The 15,115-nt window shown below is 64.1% G+C and carries 12 protein-coding genes and 1 pseudogene; 9 read left to right on the forward strand and 4 right to left on the reverse strand.

Annotated elements, in window-relative coordinates; genetic code table 11:
* Positions 1-208: 208 nt before the first annotated feature.
* Together PAN31108_RS11025 and PAN31108_RS11030 are read right to left on the reverse strand one after the other, a co-directional pair.
* On the reverse strand, positions 209-1,195 hold the full coding sequence (locus PAN31108_RS11025; protein ID WP_150668900.1) for an ABC transporter substrate-binding protein: 987 nt from the start codon (positions 1,193-1,195) through the stop codon (positions 209-211).
* 470 nt (positions 1,196-1,665) lie between these two features.
* A complete protein-coding gene (locus tag PAN31108_RS11030; RefSeq protein ID WP_150668901.1) occupies positions 1,666-2,268 on the reverse strand; it encodes a septal ring lytic transglycosylase RlpA family protein in 603 nt (200 codons plus the stop codon).
* 272 nt (positions 2,269-2,540) lie between these two features.
* Here PAN31108_RS11030 and PAN31108_RS11035 point away from each other — a divergent pair, with 272 nt between their 5' ends.
* The gene (locus PAN31108_RS11035) at positions 2,541-3,197 is read left to right on the forward strand and encodes an MBL fold metallo-hydrolase (RefSeq protein ID WP_150668902.1); all 657 of its coding nucleotides are present in this window, start codon (positions 2,541-2,543) and stop codon (positions 3,195-3,197) included.
* Positions 3,194-3,988 carry a 3'-5' exonuclease family protein gene (locus PAN31108_RS11040; RefSeq protein WP_150668903.1) on the forward strand — a complete coding sequence of 265 codons (795 nt, stop codon included), beginning with the start codon at positions 3,194-3,196 and terminating at the stop codon, positions 3,986-3,988. Before PAN31108_RS11035 ends, PAN31108_RS11040 begins: the two co-directional genes overlap by 4 nt.
* Positions 3,989-4,085: 97 nt before the next feature.
* Here PAN31108_RS11040 and arsC read toward each other — a convergent pair whose 3' ends face one another.
* A complete protein-coding gene (gene arsC / locus PAN31108_RS11045) occupies positions 4,086-4,436 on the reverse strand; it encodes an arsenate reductase (glutaredoxin) (protein WP_150668904.1) in 351 nt (116 codons plus the stop codon).
* A 185-nt stretch (positions 4,437-4,621) separates the two neighbouring features.
* On the opposite strand from arsC, the pseudogene PAN31108_RS11050 reads away from it, so the two are divergent.
* From PAN31108_RS11050 to PAN31108_RS11070, 5 genes and pseudogenes are all read left to right on the forward strand, one after another.
* Positions 4,622-5,868 (forward strand): annotated as a pseudogene (locus tag PAN31108_RS11050) (dienelactone hydrolase family protein).
* Positions 5,869-5,999: 131 nt separating this feature from the next.
* Entirely contained in the window at positions 6,000-6,512 is a 513-nt protein-coding gene (locus PAN31108_RS11055; RefSeq protein ID WP_150668905.1) for an energy transducer TonB family protein, read from the forward strand.
* A 73-nt stretch (positions 6,513-6,585) separates the two neighbouring features.
* Complete coding sequence (gene otnI, locus PAN31108_RS11060) at positions 6,586-7,380, forward strand: 2-oxo-tetronate isomerase (protein WP_150668906.1); 795 nt, start codon at positions 6,586-6,588, stop codon at positions 7,378-7,380.
* A gap of 913 nt (positions 7,381-8,293) precedes the next feature.
* Positions 8,294-8,767, forward strand: coding sequence for a CoA-binding protein (locus PAN31108_RS11065; protein WP_150668907.1), 474 nt, complete (start codon positions 8,294-8,296; stop codon positions 8,765-8,767).
* A 120-nt stretch (positions 8,768-8,887) separates the two neighbouring features.
* Entirely contained in the window at positions 8,888-9,826 is a 939-nt protein-coding gene (locus tag PAN31108_RS11070) for an alpha/beta hydrolase (RefSeq protein ID WP_150668908.1), read from the forward strand.
* A gap of 129 nt (positions 9,827-9,955) precedes the next feature.
* Here PAN31108_RS11070 and PAN31108_RS11075 read toward each other — a convergent pair whose 3' ends face one another.
* On the reverse strand, positions 9,956-10,807 hold the full coding sequence (locus PAN31108_RS11075) for a transporter substrate-binding domain-containing protein (protein ID WP_370819634.1): 852 nt from the start codon (positions 10,805-10,807) through the stop codon (positions 9,956-9,958).
* Between the two features lie 282 nt (positions 10,808-11,089).
* Here PAN31108_RS11075 and hemE point away from each other — a divergent pair, with 282 nt between their 5' ends.
* On the forward strand, positions 11,090-12,160 hold the full coding sequence (hemE, locus tag PAN31108_RS11080) for a uroporphyrinogen decarboxylase (protein WP_281350058.1): 1,071 nt from the start codon (positions 11,090-11,092) through the stop codon (positions 12,158-12,160).
* Positions 12,161-12,565: 405 nt separating this feature from the next.
* Positions 12,566-15,082 (forward strand): primosomal protein N', encoded by a 2,517-nt coding sequence (locus tag PAN31108_RS11085; protein WP_174994930.1) that lies wholly within the window; start codon positions 12,566-12,568, stop codon positions 15,080-15,082.
* Positions 15,083-15,115 lie beyond the last annotated feature (33 nt).

Raw genomic sequence — 15,115 nt, forward strand, 5'->3', positions numbered from 1 at the left:
GCACGGCCGAGTCGGCCAGGTCAGGTCATAGCCGGTCGTTGTGCGACCGCGTTTCGGGGGGAGCCATCTCGCCCATTCGATAGGAAAAGAGCGGCGGGGACAGATCGTGTCCGGGCGCCGCCCTGTCGCGTGCCGGCACGGCGGGTATCAGCCCTTGGCGCCGGCATCCCGCGCGTGACTCGCGCGCGGGTTTCCTGCTTCGTTCCGCTTACTCTTTGATGACCGTCTTGGCTTCCTTCACCAGATCGTCCGACAGCTTCACGCCTTGCTTGGCGGCCGCCGCCGTGTTGACGAACAGTTCCAGATTCGAGCTGGTCTGCGAGGCGATCACGCCCGGCTTCTCGCCCTTGAGGATGCGCCCGACCACCTTGCCCGTCTGACGGCCGAGGTCGTAGTAGTTGATGCCCAGCGCCGCAATCGCACCGCGCTTCACGCTATCCGTGTCCGAAGCGACGAGCGGGATCTTGCGTTCGTTCGCCACCTTCACGAGCGACTCGTATGCCGACACGACGTTGTTGTCCGTGTTGGTATAGATCACGTCGACCTTGCCCACGAGGCTGTTGGCCGCCGAGCTGATGTCGACGGTACGCGGCGCGGCGGCGGTCTTGAGCGTCAGGCCGGCGTTCGGCAGCAGCTTCTCGAGCTCCTTCACCACCACGACCGAGTTGGCTTCGCCCGGGTTGTACACCATGCCCACGGTCTTCGCGTTCGGCACGACACGCTTGATGAGCGCCACCTGCTTGTCCAGCGGGAGCTTGTCCGACACGCCCGTCACGTTCGTGCCCGAGGCATCCCAGCTCTTGACCAGTTGTGCGGCGACCGGATCGGTCACGCCCGAATACACGAGCGGCACCGACTTGGTGGATGCCGCCACGGCTTGCGCCGTCGGCGTGGCGATACCGATGATCGCGTCCGGCTTGTCGCCCACGAACTTGCGGGCGATCTGCGCAGCGGTACCGGTGTTGCCCTGGGCGCTCTGGTATTCCCACTTGAGGTTCTTGCCGACCTCGTAACCTTCCGCCTTGAGTTCGTCTTTCGCGCCGTCGCGAATGGCGTCGAGTGCCGGGTGCTCCACGATCGCCACGACGGCAACCGATTTCGTCTCCGCCGCGAATGCCGCGCCGGTCGTCCCCAACAGCGTTGCGGCCACTGCGCACAGCACGGTGCGCGTGGCGAATTTGCCCATCGTCGACATCACAACTCCTCCAGGAATGCTCTTGATAGTGATAGGTATCGGTGCGCCGGACCCGGGTCTCCGCGGGCCTCTTTCGGATGCACACAAAGCGTGCACCTGCGCGTGGGGCACAGTCTACCCACATCCCCGGCAGCGAACAACGGTTGCCGATGCAACTTCCCGGGAAGCCCGTGGAACATCGGATTGCGCCCAAACGCTGGCAGATTGATGCGGCAATCGGAAAAAAAATAGTCGATTTGGTCTCAGGTGATGAAATCTGCGCATATTCATGCGACGCGTTCAACCCATGAGATGCGCTGAAAACCGCAACAATGCGCAAGAATTCACCCGAAATCAGCGCTTTTTGCACAATAAAAAGGCAGATGACGTCCCACTTTTTGAGACGATTCGTCGCGAATCCGGAATGGCGTTCGGGAATGAAGGTACGGAAACGACGTGGCAGCCGCGCGATGCGCCCACGCGTGCGTACGTCAGGGGGCGTTGTTGCTCTCGTCGAGGCCCAGGGCGGCGACTTCGCTGCGCGACAGGCGGCGGATTTCGACCTTCGCGTGACCGGCCCGGACGAAGTCGAGCTGCTTGGCCGCGCCGTACGACAGGTCGATGATGCGATTGCGGGTGTAAGGCCCCCGGTCGTTGATCTTCACGACGACCGTCTTGTTATTGGCGACGTTGCGCACCAGCGCGAAGCTGCCCAGCGGCAATGTCGGATGCGCGGCGGTCGGCTCGTTCATGTTGAACGCTTCGCCGGTGGCCGTGCGTCGGCCGTGGAAGTTCTTGCCGTACCACGAGGCCATGCCCGTCTGAAAGAAGGTGCCGGCATCGGCACGCAGTCGCGCTTCGCCGTCGCGATCCGGCGCATCGGGGTCGCCGGGATTGAGACCTTCATTGCGATAGGCGCGGCCCGGCCAGTGCAGATCGAAGCTGGAACCCACCGGTGCATTGGCCTCGCGCGCACGGGCGCGCGCGCCCGTCGCCGAAGTGGCGGCGGCCGTCTGACTGGGGGGTTCGAGCGGCGTTGTGCAGGCTGTCAACGTCAGGGCGAGGGCGCAGCAGACCGCGAACCGTGTGAGCATGTCGCGTGTTCGCATAGCCCGCAAGTCTAACACGACGCAAAAATCAACCCATCAGCGAGCGTTCACTTACCGGCTAATACTTGATTACAAAGCGTTACCTCGAAGCGGGCTCCCCCCGCCCATAAGCGCTTTGCGGAAGACCGCATTCCCGCACCGGGTAAGGCCGAGGGGCGGCGCGACGCACACTGCGATCCGTGCCGCGACGAATACTGCGGCGGACGATGGTGCGCCGGGCCGAATACAATAGACAAAAATCGCGTCCCCGATCACTCATGAACGTCACCCTGATTCCCGTTACGCCTTTTCAGCAAAACTGCACCCTGCTCGTTTGCGATGCGACCAAGCGCGCCGCCGTGGTCGACCCCGGCGGCGACATCGACCGCATCGTGGGCGAGATCGAACGTCAGGGTGTGACCCTCGAAAAAATCCTCCTCACGCACGGCCACCTCGATCATTGCGGCGGCTCGGGCGCGCTGGCGGCAAAGTACGATGTCCCGATCGAGGGTCCGCATCCGGACGACGCTTTCTGGATCGACCAGCTTCAGGCGCAAAGCGCGCGCTTCGGCTTCCCGGAACCCGAGTCCTTCACGCCCGATCGCTGGCTGGGCGACGGCGACACCGTCACCTTCGGCGACGTGACGCTCGATGTTTTCCATTGCCCGGGCCATACGCCGGGGCACGTCGTGTTCTTCTCGAAGGACGAGCGGCTGGCGAGCGTGGGTGACGTACTGTTCGCCGGCTCCATCGGCCGCACCGACTTTCCGCGCGGCAACCACGCCGATCTGATCGCATCGATCCGCAACAAGCTCTGGCCGCTGGGCGACGATGTGACGTTCATCCCCGGGCATGGCCCCGTCTCGACCTTCGGGCAGGAGCGCAGGACGAACCCGTACGTCGCCGACGCGGTACTCGCCCGGAGCGCCTCATGAGCGAGGCGATGTCCCGGATCCCGTCGCGCATCATTCCTGTCGACGAGGAGATTTTCGTCAGCACCGACGTGGAGGCCGACGGCCCGATCCCCGGCCCGCACTCGATGCTAAGCTTCGCCTCGGCGGCGTACACCGCCGATAAGGAACTGATCGGCACCTTCAGCGCGAACCTCGAATGCCTGCCCGACGCCAAAGGCCATCCGCTGACGATGAAGTGGTGGAAAACGGAACCCGAGGCGTGGGCGGCATGCCGTGTCGATCCGGAAGATCCGGCCAAAGCGCTCAAGGCGTATGTGAAGTGGGTCGAAAAGCTGCCCGGCAAGCCGGTATTCGTGGCGTACCCGGCGGGATTCGATTTCACGTTCATGTTCTGGTACATGATGCGCTTCGTCGGCCGTTGCCCGTTCTCGTGGTCGGCGCTCGATATCAAGACGCTCGCCTTCGCGATGACCGGCATGCCGTACCGCAAATGCATCAAGCCGCGTCTGCCGCAAGTCTGGCTCGACCCGCTGCCGCACACGCACGTGGCGCTCGACGACGCCCTCGAACAAGGCGCCCTCTTCTGCAACATGCTCGCCGAACTGCGCGAACAGCAAAAGACGCTCGCCGAATTGCCCGGCTGGCGCGGCGCCGGCCTCACCGCCAACGCCGATACGCCGGTGTTCGGCTCGGCCGCCGCGAACGTGGCCGGGGCGGATGGGGTGAAGGGGGTAGCCGAGGCGACTGGAATCCTCGACGACACTGAATCGCCCGACACCGGCCCCGGCAAGGACAGTACCGCGCACCGCTGATTCGGCACCGCCTAAATAAATAAGCGAAGAACGCAAGAAGAAAGGCGCAACGTGTCGCACGTTGCGCCCTTCTCGTTGTCCGATGCCGGCAAGCCGCTTACAGCACGTCGTTCACCCGTTCCGGCGGCCGCGCGATCACGGCCTTCTTGCCGTTCACGACGACGGGGCGCTGCAACAACTTCGGATGCGCCGCCACGGCCGCGAGCAGGTCGTCGTCGCTGAGCCCCGTGTCGGCCAGCCCCAGTTCCGCGAATTCCGTCTCGTTGCTGCGGATCATGTCGCGCACCGGTACGCCCAGCAGCTTGTGCAGACGTTTCAGATCCGCCAGCGTCGGCGGCGTCTTCAGATACTCGACGACTTGCAAGTCGCCGCCCGCCGGAGACCCCTCGACGAGCGCCAGCGCCTCGCGCGACTTCGAGCAGCGCGGGTTGTGATACACGGTAATCATGGTCACTCCAATGCGTCCAAATAGCGTCCGGCGCAAGACGACGACGAGTGCCCGATGCGGCGCCTACGCCATCGATTCACGCCTGGAACGTGCGCTCCGAGTATGCATGGTATCGTCGAAAGCCGCTAGCCAAGGCCACCACGACCACCACGGACATCGGATCCGGCAACTCAGGAGAAAGTCACATGGCAGGACGCTTCATCAGCATCAAGTCGCGCGACGGCAAGACCTTTCAAGCCTATCTGGCAACGCCGGACGGCAAAAGCGCCGGCGAAGGCAAAGGTCCCGGACTGGTGCTCTGTCAGGAAATCTTCGGTGTGAACGCCTACATTCGCGAACTGGCCGACCGCTACGCCGAAGAGGGTTACGTCGTGCTCGCACCCGACTTGTTCTGGCGCATCGAGCCGGGCATCGAACTCGGTTATTCGCCCGGCGACTGGCGCGCGCGTTCGCCCTGTTCCAGAGTTTCGACATCGATCTCGGCATGGAAGACGTAGGCGCCACTGTCGACGCATTGCGTGCGCTGCCCGAGTGTGTCGGCGGTGTGGGCGTGGTCGGCTACTGTCTCGGCGGCAAACTGGCCGCCCTGTCCGTCACGCGCACGAGCGCGGACGTGGCCGTCGGGTACTACGGCGTGGGGCTCGAGCAACATGTCGACGAGCTGGCAGGCGAGCATCCGCCGCTCGTGCTGCATATCGCCGAACTCGACAAATACGCACCCGCCGAAGTTCGGGACACGCTGACCGAGAGACTCGGCAAGCACCCCAACGTCACACTGTATACATACCCGGACGCCGACCATGCCTTCGCACGGCCCGGCGACCACTTCAACCGTGCGGCGACACAACTCGCACATCAGCGCACCCTCGGCGCCGTGCGCCGCGTCATCGGGCCGCATTTCGACTTCGCATCGCTGTGGGAGACGCATTGCGCGTATGAATTCGCCATCCGCGAGATCGATCCGCTGATGAAGACGATGGTCGCCGAGCCCTACGTCAATCACATTCCGACGATGACGGGGGGTGTCGGTCATCAGCAACTGGCGCACTTCTACCGGCATCACTTCGTCGACAGCAACCCGCCCGACACCCGGCTGATTCCGATTTCGCGCACCATCGGCGCGACGCAGCTGGTCGACGAACTGCTGTTCTGTTTCACCCACACTACGCCGGTGGACTGGATGTTGCCGGGTGTGGCGCCGACGGGACGCCGCGTGGAGATTCCGCTGGTGGCCATCGTGCGATTCCGGGGAGACAAACTGGAGCACGAACGCATATATTGGGATCAGGCGAGCGTACTCGTGCAGATCGGTCTGCTCGACCCTACCGGGTTGCCGGTCGCCGGCGTCGAGACGGCGCGCAAGTTGCAGGACGAGAATCTGGCGTCCAATGCGCTGATGCCGAACTGGTCGTTCGGCACGAAGGCCCGGTAGCCCAAACGGAAGGTCGGCCGACTTGGCCGAGCTTGCCGTATAGCGGCCCTCATCAGCACGCCGGGTGAAGGCCGTGCAGCACCAGCTGTCATAACAAGAACAAGTGTCGCGAACGTTGCGGGAGACACGTCATGAAATCGCAACTTTCTCAGTGCCGGCGCGCGCACCGCACCGCTTTCGCCGGCGGGTTTGCCTTCGTCTCATGCCTACTGATGATGTCGGGATGTGCGAATCCGGATTTCGAGCCCAAGAAGCCGCTCGTCCTCAATTTTCCACTCGGTGAGCCGCCCCTCTCGGGGCTCGACCAATACAAAATCGCCGCAGCGCAGCGCGTCACCGAGGTCAATGCCCGCGAGATCACGCCGGGCAATCCGCAACCGATGCTGCGCTCGGTCGTCTCGCTGGAATACTGGGTGGATCGCAGCGGCAATGTCTTGCGCGTGACGCTTTATCGCAGCAATGGCGATCATGAAGCCGAGCGCATCGCCATCGCAAGCTTGCGGCGGGCGAGTCCCCTGCCCGCACCGAGCAGAGCGCTCGTGGACAGCAGCGGCCGCGTGCGCGCCGTCGAGACCTGGCTCTTCAACAACGACGGACGCTATCAGTTGCGCAGCGTAGCGGCGCCTCAGATCGACGGGCAGTAGTGATATCTTGACGAGCATCGGCCCACCTTGCCCGACCCGTTTGGGGTGACGGATGGGGGCGTTGGAGATTCTCATGCCGCGATTTGCCGCCAACCTGACCCTGCTCTATCAGGAAGTCCCGTTTCTCGACCGTTTCCAGGCGGCGGCGAGCGATGGCTTTCGGGGTGTCGAATGCCTGTTTCCGTACGAGCATCCCGCGCAGGAGATCCGCAAGCGACTGGACGATGCGGGACTCACGCAAGTCCTCTTCAACGGCCCGGCAGGCGACTGGGCGCGCGGCGAGCGCGGCATTGCCGCGTTACCGGGTCGCGAAGCGCAGTTTCGCGACGGCATCGAACTCGCACTCGACTACGCCGACGCGCTGGGTTGCCGTCAATTGCATGTGATGGCGGGATGCCCCGATGCGTCCGCATCGCCCGAACGTTGCCGCGCGACCTATCTTGAGAATCTCGCCTATGCGGCGGGTCAGGCGGCGGCACATGGCGTGACCGTGCTGATCGAGCCGATCAATCCGCGCGACTTTCCGCGCTATTTCCTCACCCGCCAGGATCAGGCGCATGCCATTCGCCAGGAAGTCGGCGCGAGCCATCTCAAAGTCCAGTTCGATGCCTATCACTGTCAGATCGTCGAGGGCGATCTGGCGGTGAAGCTGCGTCAGTACATCGCCGACATCGGGCACGTGCAGGTCGCGGGCGTGCCAGCGCGGCACGAACCCGATACCGGCGAGGTCAACTACCCGTTCCTGTTCCGTTTGCTCGACGAACTGGGTTATGCGGGCTGGGTCGGGTGCGAGTATCGGCCGCAGGGCGCAACGCGCGCCGGGCTGGGCTGGCTCAAGCCGTGGCTCCGGGCGACGGCATCCCGATAGCGCGCGACGGTCACACGTTAAGGCGACGTTGCAGCGGCGTCATTTCGCGTCATGTCACGTCATTTCCGCCTTAAGCCCTCCTGACGTCCGCCTGACGTCCTCCTGAAGTCTGCCTGAAGTCCGTGTGAAGTCCGCCCAACGTTTTGCCGCGGGGCCGTGCTAAGTCGCCTAAGGCTACGTTACGTCCGGGGTACGTGACGTCAGCGATAGTGATGAAGCGGATGCTAGGCGCTGGAAATTGTCTGCGCGGCGGCGCGTGCGTACGCGACTTGCTTCCTGTATGCCCGCGTGAATCGATTTCCAAAATCCATCGGAGGTCGAAACAATGCTGCGTCGCGCGTGCGCACGTCGGCGGAAGGCTTAGGAAAGATGTAGGACGAATCAGGCAAAAAAAATGGCGGGACACACGGGCCCGCCAAAACCACACGCTACGGGGTTAGCGCGAGGAGACCAGATTCGGAGCACTGTATCGAACCACCTGCAAATCGCGCCGGGGGACGCATTTTGCCGATACAGTCGCGCTGCGGTGTTACCGGGGGATAAGCACTTCAGCGTTGGAATGCATTGTGGTGGAAACGTATGGAAGGAGGGGTAACAAAGTGTTTCAGGTTGTAACACCTCGGGGGTTTCATCGTTGCCATGAATCGCTTCCCCGCCTTATTTCTCAAGGCTCCCGAGAAAGACACCGCCGCTCGAATTTGGTTCGTCATCCTGAATAACTTGTCATCCAAAGCATCCCTGAGGATTGACGAAACAATCCCTGACGGACGCCGATACCTTCTGCCTATCGCCCATCAATCCCGGTCGTGGATCGCTTATCTCGCAAGGCGCAACGCAGCGGCCTTCCCCGTCTCAAACGTACGATCCAGCAATGTGCTAACTTCAAACTTTGTGCGTGGCAACAAAGTGAGCCATGGAAACCATTGAACGTTTGGGGCAGATACTGGCCCGCGACCGGGTGATTGCCGTCGTGGGCCTGTCGCCGCGGCCTGACCGGCCGAGCTTCACCACATCGCGATACATGCAGCAGCACGGATATCGGATCGTGCCGATCAACCCGCAGGCGGCGGATTCGGGCGAGACGATTCTGGGCGAGCCCGTGTACGCGAGCCTGACGGAGGCGGCCGAAGCGCTGCGCGGTGAGGGCGTGCGCATCCAGATGGTCGACTGCTTTCGTCGCAGCGGCGATATTCCGCCGATCGCCAGCGAGGCCGTGGCGATCGGTGCGACGAGTTTGTGGATGCAGTTGGGTATCGAGAACGACGATGCAGCGGCCGAAGCATTGGCGGCGGGGCTCGACGTCGTGATGGACCGCTGCGTCAAGATCGAGCATCAGCGGTGGCTGATGCACGGCGGTGGTCTGCCGAAACAGGCCAACGAGCGATGATGCACCGCACGCCTCGACATGCCGCTGTTCCGAATGTGTCCTGACCGTCGTCCCGAAAACAGAAAAAGCCGACGATTCAACGTCGTCCTCGACTCCTTCTAACGTCACCTTCTCGCTGCCATGACCATCGACGCCGATCTGCTCGCCTATTACGACTTGATGGCGCGCAAATATCCGACTCCCGAGAATGCGCCCGCGCCAACGCCGCAGGAGGTTCGCGCCCAGTTCGCCACCGTCGCTGTCGAGGCGTTGCGACCTTTGCCGGCGGGATTGCGAAGCGAGACATTCGACATTGCGCTGCCGGGTCGCAATCTGCGCGCGAGACTTTACCGGCCGGTCGGGCGCGTCGTTCCGCTGGTCGTGTATTTCCATGGCGGTGGCTGGGTGGTGGGCGACGTCGACACGCATGGCACCGTCGCGGCATTGCTCGCGCAGGATGCGGACGTCGCCGTCTTGAGCGTCGATTACCGGCTGGCGCCGGAGCATCCGTTCCCGGTCCCTGTCGACGACGCTCGCGAGGCATTGGCGTGGGCAGCCGAGCAGCGCGCCCGATTGGGTGTGAGTCCGGACAAGCTGGCGGTGGCGGGCGACAGTGCGGGCGGTCACCTCGCGGCGCAGGCGGCCGCCTGGTTCAACGACAGGCATCCGGGCATCGTGGGCGCGCAGTTGCTCATCTACCCGGTCGTGCAATATCGGTTCGATACGCCGAGTTACGAGTGTCTGGCCGATGGCATAGGTCTCACACGAGACGAAATGCGTTGGTACTGGAAGGAATTTCTGGGCGGGGTGGAACCGGCGCAGAGCGACGTGCGCGTGAATTTGACGGCGGAGGCGCCACGTCATCCGCTGCCGAACAGTCTGGTGATTGCTGCGGAATACGATCCGTTGCATGACGAAGCGGTGGCCTACGCGCAATTCGTAGCCCGTACGGGCTCGCGGGCGGAGGTGATCGAGGCGACGGGTTTGACGCACAGTTTCGCGCGATTGCAGCCGTTCGTGCCGCAGGCGAGGATGGTGATGCACGATGCGGCGCAGCGCCTGCGCGAGTGGTTGGGATAAGCACTCGGGGGCGCTTGCCGCAGCGCTTTTACCGTTGGCGCGCGCGGACGCGTCCCCATGGTTTCGGTTTCAGTGTCGCTGCGTTGTGAGAGCGCGAGGGTTGGCACAACGCAGCGGCGCATCAGCGAATCACTTCAGCCACTTATCGACAACGCCCTGATACTCGCCGGTTTTCTGCGCGAGATTGAGCCATTGATCGACGTAACGTTTGAAGATTTCGTCGCCACGGGGCAGCAGATAGGCCTTCTCTCCGAACTGAAGCGGTTTATCGGGATTGACGGCACAGAGCGCGGGATTGAGCTTGTGCTGGAGCAGCGTCTCGGACGAATCCGTCACCATCACATCGGCTTTACCGTCGGCGATTTGCTGGAAGATCGTGACGTTATCGGGATAGATCGTGAGGGTCGCGTTCGGCAGATGTTGACGGGCGAAGCGCTCGTTGGTGCCGCCGGGATTGGCGATCGCGCGCGTGCCGGGCTTGTTCAGATCGTCGAGCGTCTGGTACTTCGCCAGGTCGGCGCAGCGAACGATCGGTGACTTTCCGTCGATCATGACAACCCGGCTGTAATAGGCGCGAGCGGCGCGATCGAGCGTCACCGACACACCGCCGACGGCGATATCGCACCGGCCGGCCGTGAAATCGTCCATCAGCCCTTTCCACGTCGTAGGCACGATTACCGGCCTCACGCCGAGCGACTTTGCCAGCGAGGCGACCAAATCGACGTCGATGCCTTCGAATTGTCCATCCGGGCGACGGTAGGAATAGGGTTTGTAGTCGCCGGTCGCGCAGGCACGCAGCGTGCCCGACGTCACGATGTCGTCGAGCCGGGAGTGAACGGCGGCGAGACCGGGGGGACTGGCGGTTTGGGCGTGCGCGGCAGTTGCGGTGATACCGGCCGTGACACCGGTAGTCAGGATCGCGGCGACGGCAACGGCGAGCGCCGTCCCCGTCATGCGGGCCGAGCGGGCGGCCGTCTTCATGACTGTCATGCTTGTCTCCATATTGTGATGTCGGCGTTATGACGCCTTGACGTTCCGAGCCGTCTGACGCAGCCCGTGAGGCTTCATACTACTGTTTGCCCCCTGCCATGCCAACGGCATAGCAATGCAGACGCGGCGCCATCGCCTCGCCCCGAATGCCGTATCGGTCTCAACGCCGGGTTCGAACGCTTATCTGCGGCATAACGGCCCGCAACGCGACCCCACCCCGGATACCCGAGTAAAATGGCCGCTTGCCCAACCTCTTCCGATCCCCGCTGCGACGTGTCCCAAGCTCTGCAAAACGATACTTTCCTGCGCGCCCTGCTGCGCCAGCCGACCGAGTACACGCCGATCTGGCTGATGCGCCAGGCGGGCCGGTACCTGCCCGAATACAACGCCACCCGCGCCAAAGCCGGTAGTTTCCTGGCGCTGGCCAAGAACCCCGCGTACGCCACCGAAGTCACGCTCCAGCCGCTGGAACGTTTCCCGCTCGACGCGGCGATCCTGTTTTCGGACATCCTCACCATTCCCGACGCGATGGGCCTCGGCCTGTCGTTCGAAGCCGGCGAAGGCCCGCGCTTCGCCCACCCGCTGCGCACCGAAGACGACGTGCGCCGCCTGCGCGCCCCCGATCTCGACAGCCTGCGCTATGTGTTCGACGCCGTGAGCGAAATCCGCCGCGCGCTGCATGGCCGCGTGCCGCTCATCGGCTTCTCGGGCAGCCCCTGGACCCTCGCGTGCTACATGGTCGAAGGCGCCGGATCGGCTGACTTCCGCACCGTCAAGACGATGATGTACGAGCGTCCCGATCTGATGACGCACATCCTCGAGACGAACGCCCGCGCCGTCGCCGCCTATCTCAATGCGCAGATCGAAGCAGGCGCGCAAGCCGTCATGGTGTTCGACACGTGGGGCGGTGCGCTGGCCGACGGGCTGTATCAGCGCTTCTCGCTCGCGTACATGAAGCAAGCGCTCGCCGGTGTGCACCGCGAGTGGAACGGCGTGCGCATTCCGCACATCGTCTTTACCAAAAGCGGCGGTCAGTGGCTCGAAGCCATCGCCGACACCGGCCCGGACGCCATCGGTCTCGACTGGACCGTCGATCTCGCGGCCGCCCGTCGTCGCGTAGGCGATCGTTGTGCACTGCAAGGCAATTTCGACCCCACCGCGCTGTTTGCGGCGCCGCAGGCCATCCGCACCGAAGTGCGCCGCCTGCTCGACGCCTACGGCAATGCACCGGGTCACGTGTTCAACCTCGGGCATGGCATCTCGCAATTTACGAACCCGGAACACGTCGCAGCACTCGTGGACGAGGTACACAGCTACAGCCGGAAACTGCGCCAACCGGCGTAAACAGCGGTGGGAAGCTCCCCGCATCAGCGATGATGCGGGTTTGCGGGGCATTTCGCCCTGCAAACCAAACCGCTGTTTCAAGCAGAGAATGTCAAGGGAAAAGCGGTCGAATAACCCCTCCAAATTTCGGAGTTGTCCCGAAGACTTATGCACAAATTCTCGCTGCGCCGCCGCAACGATGAGACGAAGGAAAGGCATCGTCGACGTCATTCATAAGCTATTGATCAAAAAGCATTTTTGAATCTGGCAAAGTCGGGGCGATACGCGATGCAAGGGCCGTGCGGCGAGGCTGACGAGCGATAATCCCCACAGTTCTCAACATAGTTATCCACAAGCGTTTCGAACTCGCCGGAAAGCCGACGCAAATCCGGGGCTTACCAAGACTTCTCAGGATTCACTTTAAGTTTGACCCGCGCCGACGATCTCTCCTCCCTGTCCACGGCATCGCCCGACGATGCGCACGACACGCTGTTTCCGGCGACCACCGCGCGCGCCGGGGCGTCGGCGATCGCCCGTGTTGCGCTCGACACACCGCTGCTCACGCTGTTCGATTACCGCCTCGATCAGGCCGCGAGCCCCGGCCAACTCGTGCAGGTGCCCTTCGGACGACGGCAGGTCGTAGGCATCGTCTGGGAATTGACGCAGCGCAGCGAAGTCGACCCGAAAAAGCTGCGGGAAGTGACGTCCGTCTGGCACGAACTGCCTGCGCTCGGCGACGACTGGCGCGACCTGATGCAATTCGCGTCGCGCTACTACCAACGCGGCATCGGCGAAGTCGCGCTGCCTGCGGTGCCCGGCCATCTGCGCACCCCCATGCGCTGGCCGCGACTGCTCGCGCAACGCGGCGTGCAACGTTACCGGATCGCCGACGGCGCGCTGAGCACGCTCCTTGAGCATGTCCCCGCCCGTCTGCGCGCGCAGCGCAAACTCGCCGAGGGGCTCGCACAGGCGGGCACGCTCGATGCCGACGAGGCGCGCGCCCTGTGTTCGAAAGCCGCAGACGTGCTCAAGCAATGGGCAGCCGCCGGCTGGGTCGTCGTGGAAACGGTGCCGTTTCATGAGGCGACCCGGGAAGCGAACGACATGGGCGCCACGTCTGACGACGCCGGTATGGACGACGCAGCGTTCGGCGCGCAGGCCGACGCGCCGGGCCACGCGTTGGGCGACGAGTTGAGCGACGAGTCGGGCAACCGATCGGACGACGAGGGCAATACCGCCGCCGGCGCCACGAAAACGCTCACGGCCGGACAGGCCGACGCCGTTGCCGCCATTCACGACGCGTTGCTCGCCGCAGGCGCACAGCGTCTCGATGCGGCAGATGCCACGGCGCCCGCGTGCGCGCCCTTCCTGCTTTATGGCGTGACCGGCAGCGGCAAGACGGAAGTCTATTTGCGCGCCGTGGCCGAAGCCTTGCGCACCCGGGCGTCGCGCGACGCTCAGGTGCTCGTTCTCGTTCCGGAAATCAATCTGACGCCGCAACTCGAAGGCGTCTTCCGCGCCCGCTTTCCTGACGAGACGCTCGTCACGCTGCACAGTGGGCTCGCGGAAGGCGAACGCGCTCGGCACTGGCTTGCGGCGCATCGCGGCGAGGCGCGCATCGTACTCGGCACACGTCTGGCCGTCATGGCGTCCATGCCGCACCTGCGCCTCATCGTCGTCGACGAAGAACACGACCCGTCTTACAAGCAGCAGGAAGGGTTGCGCTATTCGGCGCGCGATCTGGCGATCTGGCGCGCGACCCGGTGCCGTATCCCGGTCGTGCTCGGCTCCGCGACCCCCTCGCTCGACAGCTGGAACCGCGCAGAACAGGGCCGTTACATACGCCTTGCCATGTCGGAGCGCGCCACGCCCGACGCCGTATTGCCACGCGTCTCGCTGATCGACATGGAGATCGAGCGCAAACGGCAGCGCGTGGTCCACGAAGGGTTGTCGCAACCGCTGCTCGCGGCCATCCGCGCGCGGCTGGAAGCCGGTGAGCAAAGCCTGCTGTTCCTCAATCGTCGCGGCTACGCGCCGGTGCTCAACTGCGACGCCTGCGGCTGGATCAGCGACTGCCGGCGATGCAGCGCGCACATGGTGCTGCACAAGCCCGAGCGACGTCTGCGCTGCCACCACTGCGGCGCGGAAGCGCGCATTCCGCACGCGTGTCCCGACTGCGGCAATCTCGATCTCGCGCCGCTCGGACGCGGCACGCAGCGCATCGAAGAAGCGCTCGCCGAGCACTTCCCCGACGCGCGTCTCGCCCGCATCGACGCCGACAGCACACGTCGCAAAGGCAGCGCACAGGCGCTGTTCGCACAGGTGCACGCGGGCGAAGTCGACATCCTGATCGGCACGCAGATGGTGGCCAAGGGACACGACTTCCGTAACGTCACGCTCGTGGGCGTGGTCAACGCCGACAGCGCCCTCTTCTCCCACGACTTCCGCGCGGCCGAACGCCTCTTCGCCCAACTGATGCAGGTCGCCGGCCGCGCCGGACGCGCGGCGCGCGCCGACGGGCCCGGCGACGTGCTGATTCAGACCCGCTACGCATCGCACCCGCTCTTCGCGTCGCTCATGCGGCACGATTACGCGGGCTTCGCGGCGCAGCAACTCGAAGAACGGCGTGTCGCCCTATTGCCGCCTTATACCCATCAGGCGTTGCTGCGTGCAGAAGCGCGCAAGCTCGACGACGCCATGACGTTCCTCAAACGGGCTCGCGAGATCGCCGCCGACCCGGCGTTGCACGACCCGCGCATCTCCCTGTGGGATCCGGTCCCCATGACGATGGTCAGAATCGCCGGCACCGACCGTGCGCAACTGGTGGTCGAAAGTCCGCATCGCGGCGCGCTTCAGCGCTTCCTCACGCAATGGATGAGCGAGCTGCGCGCGCTCAAGGCCCCGGTGCGCTGGCACCTCGAAGTCGATCCCCTCGAAATATAAAACGGTATACGACGTTCCGAAAATTTGACAGCA

The organism is Pandoraea anhela, assembly GCF_902459655.1.
Taxonomy (GTDB): Bacteria; Pseudomonadota; Gammaproteobacteria; order Burkholderiales; family Burkholderiaceae; genus Pandoraea; species Pandoraea anhela.